Source organism: Bradyrhizobium sp. 41S5 (assembly GCF_011516665.3).
GTDB lineage: Bacteria > Pseudomonadota > Alphaproteobacteria > Rhizobiales > Xanthobacteraceae > Bradyrhizobium > Bradyrhizobium quebecense.
Genome location: NZ_CP083721.1, coordinates 7516809 through 7533690, shown reverse-complemented (window position 1 = coordinate 7533690; position 16882 = coordinate 7516809). Strand labels below are relative to the sequence as shown.

The window sequence follows — 16882 nt, the reverse complement described above, 5'->3', positions numbered from 1 at the left end:
CATGGGGGTTGCGCGAAAGTATGAGAAGCCGAGTCCAAACGTCTCTCAGCAACTCTCATGCCAGACCGTCGCGACGCAAAAGAGGCGAAAAGCTGCGCAGCCTTTCCACAGGTCACGATCCACACGAAGCGCGGCGCTAAGGCCAGCACCGTGAAAGGGGTGCGGACGGCGGAAGGAGCCGCCCGCACGAGTTGCTGGTGGAGACTTGGCCGTCTCACGAGGTTCATCAGTAAGCAACCAAGCCATAAGGGGGTAGCAACCGGCGTGCCAAATAGTCGAAATGCAACTCTGCTTGAAGGAGAGGCAGAACGCATCGCTTCCAGCTTTGGCCCGAGGCTTCCAGCTTTGGCCCGAGCAATTTCTCGCAATTCAAATGGCGGCTTCCGGACACATGTCATCAATCGGACACGGGTGAGCGAGACCAGACGTGCGGCGCTTTTAGTGACTTTGGGGTCGCGAGATGATTGGATCGATCTAGTCATCGAGTATAGCGATCAGCTCGCCAGGCTCCACGCCGGGCCTTTGCAATTGCTTCTCTTCGATCGGGCAGTTTAGCATTGCGGCCTTTGCCCCCGCAGTCTTTCAGGGGCAGCTTCACGGCTGACCGCAAAGTTACATGCCTGTTCGTCGTCGTCGCTGTCTTCCTTGAGGATGGTGACCGTCACTATCCAACCATCCATCTTGCTGCACCTTGGAAAGAGTCCTGGCTATGTGAGGCCGGCTCGCACCGATAATCTTGCAAATCCGGAGCCGCCGGACTTATCAACGCCGCGCAGCACCGCACGGTCGTCTCTGCATGCCAAAGTCATTCTGTTGGGGCTGATAGGCGCTAGGCATATGCCGCGCGGAAAGGCGAAGGTCTTCTCAGCCCTATGGGCGAGACGCTAGGTCTTTGCGCTCTCTTAACCACTCATGCTGCGGATGTCAGGCAGAAAGGAGGTGACTGCCATGACACTCGACGAATTTGTCGCTGCCGATATCGCTCATCTTCGAAAGCCAATTGCGATCGGCGATAGCTGCCCGCCAATAGCGGACAAGAACAGGCACAGCGCGCTAATCGCAGAACTCGATGCATCGCTCAAGACGATTGATCAGCCGCAGAGCGCGGCCTGGTCAGGCTAGATGCGGTAAGGGGCCCTGCTCCGAGCAAGGGGGCATGATGGTGGCTGTCCCCTGATCAAACGGGGTCACGACTTGAGTCGGCCCAAGCATCCTGAGACGGAGGGTTGCCGTGGAGAACTAGGCCGGAATCGACGTGTCATTGGAACTGTCGAGCGTGTGCGTTGTGATGCCCAGGGTAAAATCCTGAAGGAAGCAAAGGTCGCGAGCGAACCCGACGCCTTACTCAACGGCGCGATGGTTTCCAGTGTCATGTAACGGGCACGCTGGACGGCCCATTCATCGTTCGGCTCGAGCAGGATCGAGCCGATGAGGCGGAGATGGCATCCTCGTTGGGGAAGATGCCAACCACCTCGGTGCGCCGCTTGATCTTGCCGTTGAGGCGCTCGATTGGGTTCGTGGAGTGCAGCTTGGTGCGATGTTGCGGCGGGAATTCATGTAGGCCAGCACATCGGTCTCCGCTTCGTCGAGGAAGTCGGCAAGCTTGGGCAGCTTGGGGCGGAGTTGATCGGCGACCTTGCGCCACTGCGCCGTTGCGGCTTCGGCATCGTCCTGGGCGAAGGCGGTGGCAATGAAGGCGGAGACGACGCGCCGCCCGCTCTTGCCGGCGCGCGCCAGCGCGTTGCGCATGAAGTGGACGCGGCACCGTTGCCAGCCGGCGTTGAGCACCTTGGCGACGGTGGCCTTGATGCCTCATGGGCGTCGGAGACGACCAACTTGACGCCACGCAAGCCCCGGCGAGCGAGCTTGCGCAGGAACGCCGTCCAGAACGTCTCGGCCTCGGAAGGGCCAATATCCATGCCGAGAACTTCGCGCCGGCCGTCGCTGTTGACGCCAACAGCGACGATCACTGCGACCGACACGATACGCCCCTGCTGGCGCACCTTCACGTAGGTGGCGTCGATCCACAGATACGGCCAGTCGCCCTCGATCGGCCGGGCGAGGAACGCCTTCACTTTGTCGTCGATTTCCGCGCAGAGCCGGCTCACCTGGCTCTTGGTGATGCCGCTCATCCCCATCGCCTGGACGAGATCGTCGATGAGCGGGTCGAGACGCCCTGCACATAGGCTTCCTGAACTACGGCGGTGAGCGCCTTCTCGGCCATCCGGCGCGGCTCCAGGAAACCCGGGTAGTAGGAGCCCTTGCGCAGCTTGGGGATGCGAAGCTCGACCGTGCCGGCCCGGGTCTCCCAGGTCCGGTCGCGGTAGCTGTTGCGCTGGGCCAGCCGTTCGGGGTTCTTCTCGCCGTAGGCCGCCCGGTGTGGCCCTCGACTTCCAGCTCCATCAGCCGCTGGGCGGAAAAGCCGATCATCTCGCGCAACAGATCGGCATCAGGGGTCTTCTCCACGAGCGTGCGCAGGTTCACATATCGTCGGTCATCGGTGGTTCCTCGGTTGCGTTGGCGTGTCGCAACCCGATCCTACCGGCGAATCGCCGGTGACCACCGCAAAGCCGCCCGCCCGCTACGGCGCTATTTGAGGCGCGCGTACGGGCGGCTTTGCTCTACCGAGCTACACCATCACTGGGACACGACCGGATTCTCATAGAGCAGTTTCTCGGTGGCTCGCGCATCATCCTCATGTACCGGAAAATGCGAGACGATGTAGCCAACGCTATTCAGGTTGACTGAGAAGCAAAGGGCGCGGTCTTAGAAGCTGCGTTCGGCCGTGGCACCGGCGAATGTCATATGAGAATGAAGCACCTTCTTGATGTGGTACATGCTGCGTCAGCGGGGTTGCGTGTGATCGATCCTCACGACAAGCACGAGTCGTACCAGCAAGGTCGTTGCCAGCACCAATGTCTGTCCCTCAACTGCTGTGACATCGGCCAATGAAACGCCTTCGAATGCCACGACATCATCTGATGAAACGTTCGCCCAGAATGGCCAGGAACGGAAGCTCGCCTTCGTCAGCGCATCCGTCGACCGCCGGACGACCAGTCCGGATCGCCTCGTGAGGCCAGCTTCGCCGTTTGTGGTGCAGGCCGGCACAGTCATTCCGGCCGCTCTCATCACGGGCATTCGATCCGATCTACCGGGGCAAATCACGGCGCAGGTGACGGAAGCTGTCTATGACAATCCAACGCGGCGAGCTCGAAGGCTGATCGGCACCTACGACAGCCAGGCGGCATTTGGCCAGTCGCGCGTACTGTTGGTTTGGACGCGGCTGATTATGCCGAACGGGCGTTCGATCGTCCTGGAACGGCAGCCTGGCGCAGATGCATCTAGATACGCCGGCCTCGAGGACGAGGTCGACAATCACTGGAAAGAGCTCTTGGGCGCAGCAGCGCTTTCGAGACTGCTCGCTGTTGGCACGGAGGTCAATTCGGGCGCGGACGCAGGCAACACCAACAGCGACCTCATTGCTGCGCTCCGGCGTGGAGCGGAGGATTCCGCAAATCAGACAGGACAGCAGCTGGTTTGCCGCAATCTCAACATCCAGCCAACGTTGACGATCCGCCAGGCATTTTCGGTGAGGGTGATCGTCAACCGCGACCTGGTGCTCGAACCATATAGGGGATAACGCGATGGCCAAGCTCAAGCTTGGAGCGATCGAAGACGACAAACCGATCAAAGTGGCGCACGAACTGCCGGCAATCGTCCACCGGGACCTCGCTGCCTACGCTGAAATCCTGCCCCAGGAAACGGGACAACCCGTTCAGGATCCAGCCAAGCTGATCGCACCTATGCTGGCGAGGTTCATGGCGGCGGACAGGAGCTTTCGCAAAGCTCGGCGCGCGCGTCAGCGTGCGAATGGAGGCGAGCGGTAGCGCTCTGACAGCAAGTTCAATGCGGCCAACTTGGGTTGTCGTTGTCCGCTCGCGAATATGCCCAAGAGTCGAGCCGGCCGCGGCCGGTTCCGTCGCGCAATTCGCGTAGAAGAGGCTCGCATACGATTCCTGCGTTCGTGCTAATCAGGCTCGCGGCGGCGGCTGACACCGTGGCGCTCGATTTTTGGCGCCTTCAGGCTAAACTGGCTTGGAAAACAAAAAATCCTCAAAGGCTTTTCGTCTCTCGTAGTTCTGCATCGTCACGCTATCGCCGTGGGTGCTGATGACGGACTATCGCTGGGCATGGCTGAAGAGGAATATTGGCGCGTTCCAACTCAATGATCGATCGCGGCTCAGCATCGACTTCAGATCGCGCTTATCAACTGTCGACTTCGGCGGAGTAGAACAACACATCCGCGATCATGATCATTTTGCGTCGTGATGCAAGCCGGTTGATCCGCATGCTGGCCAGCATGTACCGGGACTTACATGTTGAGGATCCAACCGGTCGCCGTGTGAGAAGAAGGCCGTTCACAGAGTACATTATTACCGAATGGCCTGGGCTGACGGACGGCCGGGATAGTCGCCGCGGACTCGTCGTGCAGGATTGCCTTCCCTTAAGCCCACTTGCCGGGGATGAGCTGGATCACTCTGGTGGCCTTTATTGCTCTGGCCGAGATACGCCCGGTACGCCAACTTAATGCCTTCCTCCAGTGAGGTCTGGGCACGCCAGCCGAGCCTGGCCAAATGGCTGACGTCGAGCAGCTTGCGCGGGGTGCCGTCCGGGCGCGACGTGTCGAAGCTGATCTCACCGCGATAGCCGACGGCCGCCGCCACCAAGAGTGCGAACTCGGCAATGGTGATGTCCTCGCCGGTGCCGATATTGACCAGCTCCGGTGAGGAATAGGTCTTCATCAGATGGATGCAGGCGTCGGCGAGGTCGTCGACATAGAGGAATTCGCGGCGCGGCGTGCCGGTGCCCCACACCACGACACTGCCGGCACCGGAGACCTTGGCCTCGTGGAAACGGCGGATCAGCGCGGCGACGACGTGACTGTATTCGGGATGATAATTGTCGCCGGGACCGTAGAGATTGGTCGGCATCACGCTGATGAAATCAGCGCCGTATTGGCTGCGATAGGCCTCGGCCATTTTGATGCCCGCGATCTTGGCGATGGCATAGGGCTCGTTGGTCGGCTCCAGCGGGCCGGTCAGCATCGAATCCTCGCGCAACGGCTGCGGCGCCAGCCGCGGATAGATGCAGGACGAGCCGAAGAACATCAGCTTCTCGCACCCATTAGCATGAGCCGCCTGGATCAAATTGCTCGAGATCGCCAGATTGTCGTACAGGAATTCGGCCCGGAGCGTGTTGTTGGCGACGATGCCGCCGACCTTGGCGGCGGCGAGGAACACGGCCTGCGGCCGCTTCGCGGCAAACCAGGCATTCACCGCGGCCTGGTCGCGCAGATCAACCTCGCCGCGCGACACCGTCAGCAGCTCGGCCCCTTCGCGCGCCAGCCGGCGCATCAGCGCCGAGCCGACCATGCCGCGATGGCCGGCGACGAAGACCGTCTTGCCCTTCAGTTCAAACGCCGTGCTTGCCATTGGCCGCATCCTGCCTGGCCTCGACGAGATCGCTGGCGACCATTTCATTCACCAGTTGCGCGAACGGCGTCTTCGGCGTCCAGCCGAGCTTGGCGCGCGCCTTGCTGGCGTCGCCGATCAGAAGATCGACCTCGGTCGGACGGAAATAGACCGGGTCGATCTGCACCAGGGTGTTGCCGGTCGCCTTGTCGACGCCGATCTCCTCGACGCCCTTGCCGCGCCATTCGACGCTGCGGCCGACTTCCGCAAATGCCAGCTCGACGAATTCGCGAACCGAGCGCGTCTCGCCGGTCGCGAGCACGAAGTCGCCGGGCTCGTCCACCTGCAGGATCTTGTGCATGCCCTCGACATAGTCGCGGGCGTGGCCCCAGTCGCGCTTGGCATCGAGATTGCCGAGAAAGAGCTTGTTCTCCAGGCCGACCTCGATGCGGGCGACGGCGCGGGTGATCTTGCGCGTCACGAAGGTCTCGCCGCGGATCGGGCTCTCATGGTTGAACAGGATGCCGTTGCTGGCGAACATGCCGTAGGCCTCACGGTAGTTCACCGTGATCCAGTAGCCGTAGAGCTTGGCGACGCCGTAGGGCGAGCGCGGATAGAACGGCGTGGTCTCCTTCTGCGGCACCTCCTGCACGAGGCCGTAGAGCTCTGAGGTCGAGGCCTGGTAGAACCGGGTCTCCTTTTCCATGCCGAGGATGCGGATCGCCTCCAGCAGGCGCAGCACGCCGATAGCGTCGGCGTTGGCGGTGTATTCCGGGCTCTCGAAACTGACCTGGACGTGGCTCTGGGCGGCGAGGTTGTAGATCTCGGTCGGCCGGATCTGCTGCACCAGCCGGATCAGATTGGTCGAATCGGTCATGTCGCCGTAGTGCATCAGGAACGGCACGTTGCCGGCGTGCGGATCCTGGTAGAGATGGTCGACGCGCGCGGTGTTGAACGAGGACGATCGACGCTTGATCCCGTGCACGGTATAGCCGAGGCCGAGCAGATATTCGGCGAGGTACGCGCCGTCCTGCCCGGTGATGCCGGTGATCAGCGCAACGCGCCGCTTTGAATTCTGAGCCGCCATGGTCTCTATTGGTTGCGCCGTAAAGAGCCCCCCTTAAGAACGCCAGTTGCGAAGCGGCTGCGAGAGATCTAGATGCTCAAGCGCGCTCCACCCGCAACTAGAGGAAAGCGATCGTCAGCTCCGATCATACACATCATATATACATGTACACTACATACATTGATTTATACCGATCCGGCAGTTGCTCCCAACATTAAAATCATTCGGACCTGGCTTATCGTGGCCGGATAAAGCGACGTGCTGAGGTTAGCCAGTTGAAAGTTAGGAGATCGGCATTGCATTGATAGAATCGCAGCATGCAGGCCGACACCCAGCCACAGCCTGTGCATAAAAAGTCGTCCGTTAACAAGCGGGATTGAGGGCGACTGGGGTTGCGAAGGCGCGCCAAAGGACGGTCAGGATGAAGCGCAAGAGCTTCCTGAGCCAGGCGAGGATACGGCGGAAGTTATAGCCGACGGCGGAGAGGATGACGTTGGCCGCATCGCCGGCACGGCCTTTGAGGTAGCAGCGGCCGAGGTAACCATCGACTTTCAGGTGTCCGATGATGGGTTCGATGGCGGAGCGGCGGCGCAGCTCGCGCTTGATGACACCGAAGACGCCGCGCTTCTGGCCAGAGATGAAGACGCGACGGGGATTTTGTGCGTCGTGGCCGCGATATCCCTTGTCGACATAGGCCCGCTCGATCGCGCAGCCGGTGAGTGTCTCGGTGCGGTCGATGACGTCCCGCAAGGTGTGACCGTCGTACGGGTTATCGGGTAGCGCCCTGGCGTGCAGCACGAACAGGCCACCGGGAGCCCGCCGGTTGTTGGTGACGATAGAGGCTTTGACACCGAACTCGTAAGGCGCGGCTGCTTTGCCCTTGCCGATGCATTCCACCTCCGGGGCGTGGAAGGAATAGAGCTTCCAGCCGCGCTGGCGCTGCTGCTGCGCGCGAATCTGCGTGGCCCGGCTGAGCGAGAGGGCGAACGCGTTCTCGAGCACAGCCTGACCTTCGATCTTGCAGCGGATATCGCGGATGATCCGGCCCAGCCGGCTGCGCAGCTGCCGATGATGCCGCTTGAATTGCTTGGCATGGGCGTAGCGTCCCGCCATCATTGCCGCGGTTCTTGGCAATGCGAAGATAGGACTGCCGCAGCTTGACCCCGTGCTTCCTCGCCAGGCGGTTGAGCCCCTTGATCGCCGCGTGCAGCAGCTTGGCGTCGGTCGGGAAGGTGATCGCCTTCGGCTGCACGGTGGTATCGACCGTGACCCGCTTGAGGTCTTGGCTGCGTAACGCGCCGGCCTCGTGCGCCACCCGCAAGCTCTCGGCCAGCAACAGCTCCAGCTTGTCGCCGAGCCGCTTGCGCCAGTGGCTCAGGTCCGAGCGCTCGTGCGGGAACGCGTGCTGAAAGAACTCTTCGCCGGTGAAGTACTGGAAATACGGGTCGTGGACCCAACGCTCCCCCTCGTCGGACAGGCCGTAAATGTGCTTGAGCAGCAGCAGCCCGATCATGAAGCGGGTCGCGATGCCCGGCCGGCCGTTCTCGCTATAGAGCGGCGCGATCTCGCCGTCGATCCAGTCCCAATCGACCTTGCCGGCGAGCTGAACCAGCTCGTGCTTCATATTGATGATCTGGTCCAGCCTGGCCCGGAACAGATCGCCCGATCCCGTCGTCATGTGCTTCTTCGGTCGCATCGCCACCTCCGATGCAACGACGGAATCATGACTGGCGATTCGACGGAATCCCGAAAATGAAACTGCAAGGTTCCGATGTCCGAAGCATCAAAACCCTGCAATCCTAACAATCCAAAACGACAAATGCGATTCCAGCTCAATCGCTTAGCCGCTCTTCACGGACGACTAGATATCGCAGCCCACAATGCGTGCCGCTCACTCAACTTCCAACAGAACACTCAGCCTAAGGCGCAGCAAGCTCATCGACCGTATCGATGACAATCGCTTCTGCTGGTGCAGGAAATACGGGGAGTTTGCAAACACTTGTATAGTTCTTCGAACGTTTCGACATCGAAAGTTTACCTTCGTACAATCGAGCTATCGATATTGATCGCTTAGTCTGATCTCGACAAGCGGAGCATGCATCTGTCCGAGTATCGCATGTTCGCCTGAACGAGCGCGACAAACATTTCCAGTAACAAATGGCAACACACGCTAGAGCAGCCCCGCAACTACGTCGACAGCAGACCATTTGGAAGCCGCGGCTTCGTGAACTTGGGGTGCATTGATCAGCATGTGTGGAATTGTCGGCATCCTGGGGCGTGGTCCGGTCGTTAGACAGTTGGTCGCTTCGCTCGAGCGGTTGGAGTATCGTGGCTACGACTCCGCAGGCGTTGCGACGCTCGAAGGTCTCCGTATCGAGCGCCGCCGCGCTGAAGGCAAATTGAGAAACCTTGACGAGCGGCTGCACCAGCATCCGCTATCGGGTCATATCGGTATTGGTCACACCCGATGGGCGACTCATGGAAGGCCTACCGAAAGAAATGCCCATCCGCATGCGACGGAAAATGTCGCGGTCGTTCATAATGGGATCATCGAGAATTTCCGCGAGTTGAGAGCCGAACTGGAACAGAATGGAGCTCATTTCAGTTCAGAGACCGACACCGAGGTGGTGGCGCATCTCGTTGAATCCTATCTCATGAATGGCTACTCGCCACAGCATGCGGTGCAGGCGTCGCTGCTGCGGCTGCACGGAGCCTTCGCGCTGGTATTCCTGTTCAAAGGCCACGACGATCTTTTGATCGGTGCGCGCAAGGGATCACCCCTTGCGATTGGGCATGGCAATGGCGAAACGTATCTAGGATCAGACGCGATCGCGCTCGCACCCTTGACCGATTCCATTGCCTATCTTGAAGATGGCGACTGGGCCGTACTTACCCGCACGACTTGTGTGATCCACGACGCGGACGGCACTATCGTCCACCGGGAAACATCAAAGTCAGGCGCGTCGTCACTCCTGGTAGATAAAGCGAATTACCGACACTTCATGGCCAAGGAAATCCACGAGCAGCCGATGGTGGCCGGGCAGACATTGGCTCATTATGTCGATATCGGCGCCGAGCGCGTAGCCCTGCCGCTGACTCTACCGTTCAACTTCAATTCGATTCAGCGAATCTCGATTACGGCCTGCGGCACGGCAAGCTATGCCGGTCACATCGCCAAATACTGGTTCGAGCGGTTAGCACGTCTGCCGGTCGAAATCGATGTAGCATCCGAGTTCCGTTACAGGGAGGCGCCTTTGCGTAAGGGCGATCTCGCGATCGTCATCTCGCAGTCGGGGGAGACTGCCGACACACTGGCTGCGCTGCGTTACGCCAAGAGCCAGGGTCTGCACACGATATCTGTAGTCAACGTCCAGACCTCGACGATTGCGCGTGAGAGCGAATCCGTGTTGCCCACGCTGGCGGGACCGGAAATCGGCGTCGCCTCCACCAAGGCGTTCATCTGCCAGCTAGTGGTAATGGCGGCGCTTGCCCTGGCAGCAGGCAAAGAGCGCGGTAAACTGCACGAGATCGATGAATCGAAGCTTGTCCGCGAGCTTATCGAAGTGCCGCGGCTGATTGCTGCGGCGCTGTTGATCGAGCCGCAGATCGAGAAACTCGCGCGTCATGTCGCCAAGTCGAGCGATGTGCTCTATCTCGGCCGCGGCACATCGGCCCCCCTGGCACTGGAGGGTGCGCTCAAGCTGAAGGAAATCTCGTATATCCATTCAGAAGGCTACGCCGCTGGCGAGCTCAAGCACGGACCGATTGCATTGATTGATGAGACGGTGCCCGTGGTGGTGATCGCGCCATACGACGCGGTCTTCGGAAAAACTGTCTCGAACATGCAAGAAGTCGCGGCTCGCGGCGGCAACATCATCTTGATCACTGATGCGAAGGGCGCTTCGGAAGCGACGGTGGATACGCTCATGACCATTGTGATGCCGGACATGGGTGGAAGCTTTACGCCCATGGTTTATGCCATCCCGGTTCAGCTTTTAGCCTATCATACTGCCGTCGTTATGGGGACGGATGTGGATCAGCCGCGCAATTTAGCAAAATCGGTCACCGTCGAATAGCCGGCCGCGGCAATGTCGAGGTGCTTCTCCGTTGTCTAGCCATCAGGCTGCGGTGGCTGCCCCATCTGGTGGATTCAAAATCCGGAAAGGCTGTAGTCTCGCGCTTATCCATGGTTGGTCATGGTTGGCGGATACTTGGTTGTCGCGAATTCTGGTAACTGTTAGCAGGCCGTGAGCTCCCCCGGACTTATCGAGACTGCAATCTGGGCATACGTCTAGCATGGCGCGCGGCATCAGAAGGAGAGCATTCGACGGCTGATTCAATTAAAAGAACTATCGATCGAACCCGCTCCTGATAGGCTGACATTGCGAGCCATGCTCGTAGCCTCACCAATCCCGGCAACGCCAATGCGACGTGCATTGGTGCCGCTTTAGGAAAGCTTGCCGAAAGGATGAGAGGGCATTCACGGTCTCGCGTCAGGTTCTGGTAAGGCAGTCAGCCTATCAACTCCGCCGAGTCTAACAAGCCTGAACCAAATGCGGAAGTGTATGCCCGTTGGGAGCACCAATCGCCATGTATAATCGGATCAATGGCTTGTCCGACTTCCAATCCTCACGCTTTGTCGAAGTTGACGAGCAATGGGATGCAAACAGCTTCGCGGATGCGTTCGCCAATATGCGCTTGGCCGCGCCAGGCCCCAGTGGCTGCTCATCGTCGGCAACAAGACCGTATTCGCTCGTTCAAAACCCTCCTGTGGTGCAATAGGCTCAGACCTATCACGGCGAAGAGATCAAGTACATCGCCGACAACCCGCAAGAGTACTCAGATTTCGTGTCCGCAAGAGCAAGGCGAACTGCGGAAATTGCTGAGGACTATGGAACAACTCGAGATTCCGATAATGCGCGATATTTCAGCTGCCAATTAGGAAACAAGAGTGTCGGGCTTCTAAGAATGGAAGGCGGCGACAGCATGACAGAGTTCGACGTCAAGCGATGGCGGGAGCTGTTTCCTGGGCGAACGGGGACTACCTCGAGTGTAGATCTTCAGGTCGTTCATCCGCTTGTCGAGAACGCTGGCGATATTCTGCTCGAGCATCGACTTCGAATGGACGGTAAGGCCGTTGCTCAATTTGCGTCCCGCTAATCCAGAAGCAGGAGCCGGTGCGGAGAAGTTGGGGTTTGTCGAGGTTGACGCCGACAAATGGTCCTCGACCCAGAGACGTCAGAAAATTGGATAAGGAACAGTGATGGTGAATGGCAGCGAAATGGCGCTGCCGCGCGATATCTTTCCGAAATTGGCAACTGTGAGAACGGTGATACCGAGATCGCAGAAGGCTCAGCGACCTACGATTGCGAGGATGATTTTATGTGACTAGAGTATAGTTGCGTGGAACGTATCTCGTCGTGCTCTTCGCGCCGTCTTTGCTGCGCTAGGCGGCCTTGGGGAAGGCTCACATTCAGAAGAGCTCCTGCGCGGAGAAGATGGTACGCAGACTGAGCCGGCCGGCGTAGTCTTCGCCGAGCTGCTAGTGCCTGGTGCGCTCTGTGACAGCATTGCACAAGCCGATAGATCGAATTGGCGGCGTCGTAATAACTTTACGAGGCGCGGCCAAGATCCGCCCGGCCGTCGAAAGGAGGCCGGGCATTTTGCACGCAGATTATGTGGGGTATCTGGAGGGCAAAGGTCTTCCGGGCGATCTGATGAGGCCCAAGAGTTCATGAGGAGCAAAGGAGCAGCCTGAGATAGGGCGTGAAGGAGCTACGGAGCGATTGCGGCCCCCCCAATAGACAAGGAGGCGCGGTGAACAGGAGCTCGTCCCACAGAGCTTTTCGCCCGACGACCAACATCGATGATGAACAAGACGCAAGCAATTGGTTCGAAAATGCTTTCCGGAGAGCTCCTGGGCTGAGCAGAGCTCTTTCGTTGTTGAAAATAGTATGCTTGCTGCAACGAGACCGAGCTAAGCAAGCGCGCGAACCTGTCGAATCCTGTCCGGGAGGAGGATCACCCTGAGCACCAGCCTACGGAGATTGAACGGAGCCGGGAGTGCCGAGTACCGCGAGCCTCGCGGCGGCAACGTTGGTCTTGATCAACGCGGCTAGCGAGCGGAGCACGTCAAAGGATCAATAAGCCAAAGTAAGAAATCGACCGCTGGTGATGCCGGCCGATTTCGGGGAGTTCATTCCAGTAGATCGTACGAGCTCGAGATAGGATTTCAACATGCAGGTCTTGAACCGTGCTTGAGCGAACTCGCGGGTGACGAGCCTAAAAAAGCGGACCAACCAATTAGACTGGAGCGCGCGGACTCGGCCTCTGGGAGTTCTAATTACAGGCGCAGCGTGCTCGGCGCCAAGAAGCTGATCGATGTCGTGTAGCGTGAGAAGTGCGCAGATTGGACATGAGGTTGGCGGTCTTCTGGATTAGGTGTGCCCCCCGTCGCGATTCTCCTGCAGTGCAGCATCGAGGCACTCGATCAGCGTATGCCCGGCGAAGGGCTTGGCCAGAAAGCCAATCGCTCCCGCGTCCAGGGCTGAGGCGCTCACGCGGTCGTTCGGGAACGCAGTAATGAAAATGAACGGCACACCGTGACCCCTCGCCCGCATTTCTGCCAACAGGTCCAAGCCGCTCATAACCGGCATCTGCAGATCCGAAATTACGCAGGAGGTTTCGTTCAATCGCGGTGACCTCAAGAAGTCCTCGGCCGACGCAAACGTTTGGACGATGTAGCCACGCGATTTCAGAAGGTTCTCTGTCGCCGCGCGGACCGACGCGTCGTCGTCAACCACAGATATTAAAGGCGTGCACAAGACGTGCCCTCCGGACGCGGGAATGGCGGCTGCCGCAGCATTAGCCACCCTCGGCGAAAAGTGGGCTTGAGTGTTGAAATTGTAAAATCATACTTAGGTTTGTTCGGGCCGATTTGCGCGGATGCTCAGCGTCTCAGTCATTCTGATCAAATCCGCGAGCGACCGGGCGCGCATCTTTTTCATTACGTGTCCACGGTAGATCTTGACCGTAATCTCGGCGAGCCCCAGCTCGGCGGCTATCTGCTTGTTCATCAGGCCGGTAGCGACCAGCCTCATCACCGCCTGCTCGCGCGGGCTTAAGGTGTTAAATAGAGCCTGCAGTTCCGCGACGGTCTGCTCAGCCTTCCGTCTTTTGCGATCACGTTCGGTCGCGGCGACCACGGCGTCAAGCAGCTCCTGATCGCGAAACGGTTTGGTCAGAAAATCGACGGCTCCGCCTTTCATGGCCCTGACGCTCATGGGAATGTCGCCATGGGCGGTGATGAAGATGATCGGAATATGAATGTTCAACCGCGCTAGGTCAGCCTGGAACTCAAGTCCACTCAGACCTGGCAGCCGGATATCAAGAACCAGGCAGCTAACAACATCGGGAAGCCCGCTCTGTGGCATTTCGCGGGCCGATCCGAATGCAACGACGTCCAGGCCGACCGATTGAAAAAGGTTCGTTAGCGACCGACGCATCGAGACGTCATCTTCGACAACGAAGACTGTCGCATTTGCCGACGCTTCAGCTTTGCTGCCTTCGCGCGGGGGGGAAGGGCGTTCGCTCACGGCACGAGCTCCTTGTGCAACGGCAGGTCAAACCGAAAGCTCGCTCCCGGCCCCTGCTTGCGAACGACTGAGAGGCGGCCTGCATGAGCTTCCACAATCGAGCGGCAGATCGAAAGGCCCATGCCAAGGCCACTCGACTTTGTCGTGAAGAAGGGGTCTAATACTCGGTCGGTATCATCTTCAGCGATCCCGACGCCGCAATCAGTCACGGTAACCTGCACATATCCCGTGTCGTCCTCCGACGACTGAATCACCAGTTCGCGCGTCCGGTCCGTAACTGCGTCCATGGCTTCGATCCCATTCATCACCAGATTGATAATCACCTGTTGCAGCTGAATCCGATCACCGAGGATCGCGGGCAGCGCTTCCGTCAACTTGGTCTTTAGCTTCACTCGGTGGTTAACCAGCTCACGTGCCACCAGAGCAATAACATCCTTAACGACATCATTGATATCGAGCGGTACCATCTCGATCTCGCCTTTCTTCGCAAGTGCGCGAATCCGACGGATCACCTCGCTTGCCCGGATTGCGTCTTCGATTATCCACTCAACCGAACAGCGAGCGGCGGAAAGGTCAGGTGTCTGGCGGCCCATCCAACCGAGGCACGCGTCGGCGTTGCTGATAATCGCGGCGAGTGGCTGGTTGATTTCGTGGGCGATGGAGGTTGTCAGCTCTCCTAGCGTCGTCACACGCGTCACATGCGCAAGCTCCGCCTGCGCCTTTCGGAGCTCTTGTTCGGTTTGATCTCCGCGAATCAAAGCGGTGATGTCGGTGCTGACTCCGCGGTAGCCGAGGAAATTGCCGTTTAAATCAAAAAAAGGCTTGCCGCTCGTCCGGACGTAGATCGGAGATCTCATACGGTTGACAGTGCGGTAGACCAGATCCCGAAACGGAAGATGCGCCTCCAGCGTCGCCCGATGTTGCCGCCACTTCTCAGGTTCTTCCTCGACGTCGCACGCGATGTCCCAGCGAGGCAGGCCTATCAATCCCGTCGCCAATATTCCCGCAGCGCTGGTGTGCTCGGATAAGTGGGTGACCTGATGATCTGGTCCCGTCTCCCAGAGCCAGTCGGAAGCTGTTTCGGCGTAATCGCGAAAGCGCTGCTCGCTTTCGCGCAGCGCGGCAAGTGTGTTTTCCAAGCGTTCCCTAGCGGCGTATTGGTCGGTGACATCCATGTGTGTTCCGATCAGTTCGCGCACATTGCCATCGCTGCCGACCACCACATGCGCGACGGAGTGTATGCGTCTTATCCCGCCATCTGCTAGAAGGATTCGAAAATCATACTCGAAGCGCTCTTCCTTGCCTTCGATAGCCTGGCGCTGCACTTCCTGAAGCGGCGGCAGGTCATCTGGATGAACGCGCGACCGAATGGTCTCGATCGATACAGTCTCTTGCGGTTCAAAGCCAAATAGACGGTCGACCTCAGCGGAGCGATACACAAAGTCGAGACTGTAGAGGTCCCAAGACCAGCTGCCCGTGTGACTGAGACGCTGGGCCTCGGCCAAATAGGCTTCGCTACGGCGTAGCTGCTGTTCTACTTGCCTTGCTGCCGTGATATCCGTCGCTGCGCCGACAAACTCGATGTCACCGGTGGCAGTTCTTGTTGCTCGCGCCCTCGCGTGGATGTGCTTCACCGAGCCGTCCGGCAGCAGCAACCGGTATTCGTGCTCGAAGTCCCTTGGGTCTCGCATCGCTCGATCGATGATCTCTTGGACCGAAGCTTTATCGTCTGGATGGGTACGCTCGACAACCAGTTCCGGCCCAGGAGCCGTCTGCGGGTCCAATTGGAAAATTCGAAAGCTCTCCTTTGACCAAAAGACCTCGCCGGTAGCAACGTTCCAGCCGAAGCTGCCTGTGTGGCTCAACTCCTGCGCCTGAGCCAAATGGGCTTCGCTCCGCTGCAGGGCAAGTTCGGTTCGCTTTCGCTCCGTGACATCTTCGCACGCTATTAGGACAATGGGCTGGTCATCGGCCCAGAGCATGGCTTTAGCGTTTTCACGTACCCACAGTACCGAGCCGTCTTTCCTGATTTTCTGGACATCCCAGGTGTGCGATTGGCCGATATTTTCAAGGCAGGTGCGAACGCATTCGTGAACGAACGCGCGATCTTCCTCGAGAAAGATTCCCAGCACGGATTGGCCGATCAGTTCGTCGCGAGCATACCCGAGTTGTGTTGCGCCGAAGGTATTGACGTTGAGGACCGTACCGGCTTCATCGAGCATGAAGTACATGGCCGGGTTGTGCTCAAAGATCGCGTGCCACCGTTTTTCGCGATCCTTCAAATCGGCCGCGCCGCGCCGCAGCTGGGCCGCAGCCTCATGCGCAGCCTCTCTTTCCTGGCGGATTCTTCCGATCAGGTGTGTTCCAACGATCGAGACCGTAAGAAATGCGACGACCACCGGAAGAGCTTGGGGGTCGTCAATCCGTAGACTGAACGCCGGCGGCACAAAGCAGTAGGCCAAAGCAGCGATGGCTAAGACGGAAAGCGCGCATGAAGCGACAAAGCTGCCGATCAGCGAAAACAGCAATATCACCAGCAGATAGACGAGCGCCATCGCGGCGAAATGCGCCTGAAGGTAAAAGGAAGCTAGCGTCACCACCGCCAGCGTTATGCTGCCGAAGGCAAACTGCGTGGCCGAACGTTTGAAATTGCTGATCTGATTATGCATTCTTCGACCATCCGGCCGTTATGCGGCAGGAGAGCTATAACATTCTAGGCAAAAGTAAGGCAATCCTTTCTGCCCCAGAGA

Annotated in this window: 8 protein-coding genes and 3 pseudogenes; 4 read left to right on the top strand and 7 right to left on the bottom strand. The window is 59.0% G+C overall.

Going from position 1 to position 16882, the window contains the following annotated elements:
• The first annotated feature begins 948 nt into the window (after positions 1–948).
• Positions 949–1122, top strand: coding sequence for a hypothetical protein (locus HAP47_RS36160; RefSeq protein WP_166072911.1), 174 nt, complete (start codon positions 949–951; stop codon positions 1120–1122).
• A gap of 224 nt (positions 1123–1346) precedes the next feature.
• On the opposite strand, the pseudogene HAP47_RS36155 reads toward HAP47_RS36160, so the two are convergent.
• Positions 1347–2484 (bottom strand): annotated as a pseudogene (locus HAP47_RS36155) (IS256 family transposase); the annotation flags it as partial.
• A 391-nt stretch (positions 2485–2875) separates the two neighbouring features.
• On the opposite strand from HAP47_RS36155, the pseudogene HAP47_RS36150 reads away from it, so the two are divergent.
• A pseudogene (locus tag HAP47_RS36150) lies at positions 2876–3640 on the top strand (TrbI/VirB10 family protein); the annotation flags it as partial.
• Positions 3641–3644: 4 nt separating this feature from the next.
• On the top strand, positions 3645–3887 hold the full coding sequence (locus HAP47_RS36145; RefSeq protein WP_173643882.1) for a DUF2274 domain-containing protein: 243 nt from the start codon (positions 3645–3647) through the stop codon (positions 3885–3887).
• 546 nt (positions 3888–4433) lie between these two features.
• On the opposite strand, the gene fcl is transcribed toward HAP47_RS36145, so the two are convergent.
• The 3 genes and pseudogenes from fcl to HAP47_RS36130 form a co-directional block, all read right to left on the bottom strand.
• Positions 4434–5492 carry a GDP-L-fucose synthase gene (gene fcl / locus HAP47_RS36140; RefSeq protein WP_305879365.1) on the bottom strand — a complete coding sequence of 353 codons (1059 nt, stop codon included), beginning with the start codon at positions 5490–5492 and terminating at the stop codon, positions 4434–4436.
• Positions 5473–6558, bottom strand: coding sequence for a GDP-mannose 4,6-dehydratase (gene gmd / locus HAP47_RS36135; RefSeq protein WP_166072935.1), 1086 nt, complete (start codon positions 6556–6558; stop codon positions 5473–5475). Before gmd ends, fcl begins: the two co-directional genes overlap by 20 nt.
• Positions 6559–6900: 342 nt before the next feature.
• Positions 6901–8233: pseudogene (locus HAP47_RS36130) on the bottom strand (IS5 family transposase).
• A 553-nt stretch (positions 8234–8786) separates the two neighbouring features.
• On the opposite strand from HAP47_RS36130, the gene glmS reads away from it, so the two are divergent.
• Positions 8787–10613, top strand: coding sequence for a glutamine--fructose-6-phosphate transaminase (isomerizing) (gene glmS / locus HAP47_RS36125; RefSeq protein ID WP_173643883.1), 1827 nt, complete (start codon positions 8787–8789; stop codon positions 10611–10613).
• 2361 nt (positions 10614–12974) lie between these two features.
• Here the strand turns inward: glmS and HAP47_RS36120 are convergent.
• The 3 genes from HAP47_RS36120 to HAP47_RS36110 form a co-directional block, all read right to left on the bottom strand.
• Positions 12975–13361, bottom strand: a complete 387-nt coding sequence (locus tag HAP47_RS36120) for a response regulator transcription factor (RefSeq protein ID WP_166072973.1) — start codon at positions 13359–13361, stop codon at positions 12975–12977.
• A gap of 93 nt (positions 13362–13454) precedes the next feature.
• A complete protein-coding gene (locus HAP47_RS36115; protein WP_166072984.1) occupies positions 13455–14132 on the bottom strand; it encodes a response regulator transcription factor in 678 nt (225 codons plus the stop codon).
• Positions 14129–16801, bottom strand: coding sequence for a PAS domain S-box protein (locus tag HAP47_RS36110; protein WP_173643884.1), 2673 nt, complete (start codon positions 16799–16801; stop codon positions 14129–14131). The genes HAP47_RS36115 and HAP47_RS36110 overlap by 4 nt, the downstream gene beginning before the upstream one ends.
• Between the last annotated feature and the right edge of the window lie 81 nt (positions 16802–16882).

What these genes read in the sequence shown, in the direction of transcription:
- fcl (WP_305879365.1), bottom strand. Translation starts at nt 5,492, where the DNA reads ATGGCAAGCACGGCGTTTGAACTGAAGGGCAAGACGGTCTTCGTCGCC.
- glmS (WP_173643883.1), top strand. Translation starts at nt 8,787, where the DNA reads ATGTGTGGAATTGTCGGCATCCTGGGGCGTGGTCCGGTCGTTAGACAG.
- HAP47_RS36110 (WP_173643884.1), bottom strand. Translation starts at nt 16,801, where the DNA reads ATGCATAATCAGATCAGCAATTTCAAACGTTCGGCCACGCAGTTTGCC.
- gmd (WP_166072935.1), bottom strand. Translation starts at nt 6,558, where the DNA reads ATGGCGGCTCAGAATTCAAAGCGGCGCGTTGCGCTGATCACCGGCATC.
- HAP47_RS36145 (WP_173643882.1), top strand. Translation starts at nt 3,645, where the DNA reads ATGGCCAAGCTCAAGCTTGGAGCGATCGAAGACGACAAACCGATCAAA.
- HAP47_RS36160 (WP_166072911.1), top strand. Translation starts at nt 949, where the DNA reads ATGACACTCGACGAATTTGTCGCTGCCGATATCGCTCATCTTCGAAAG.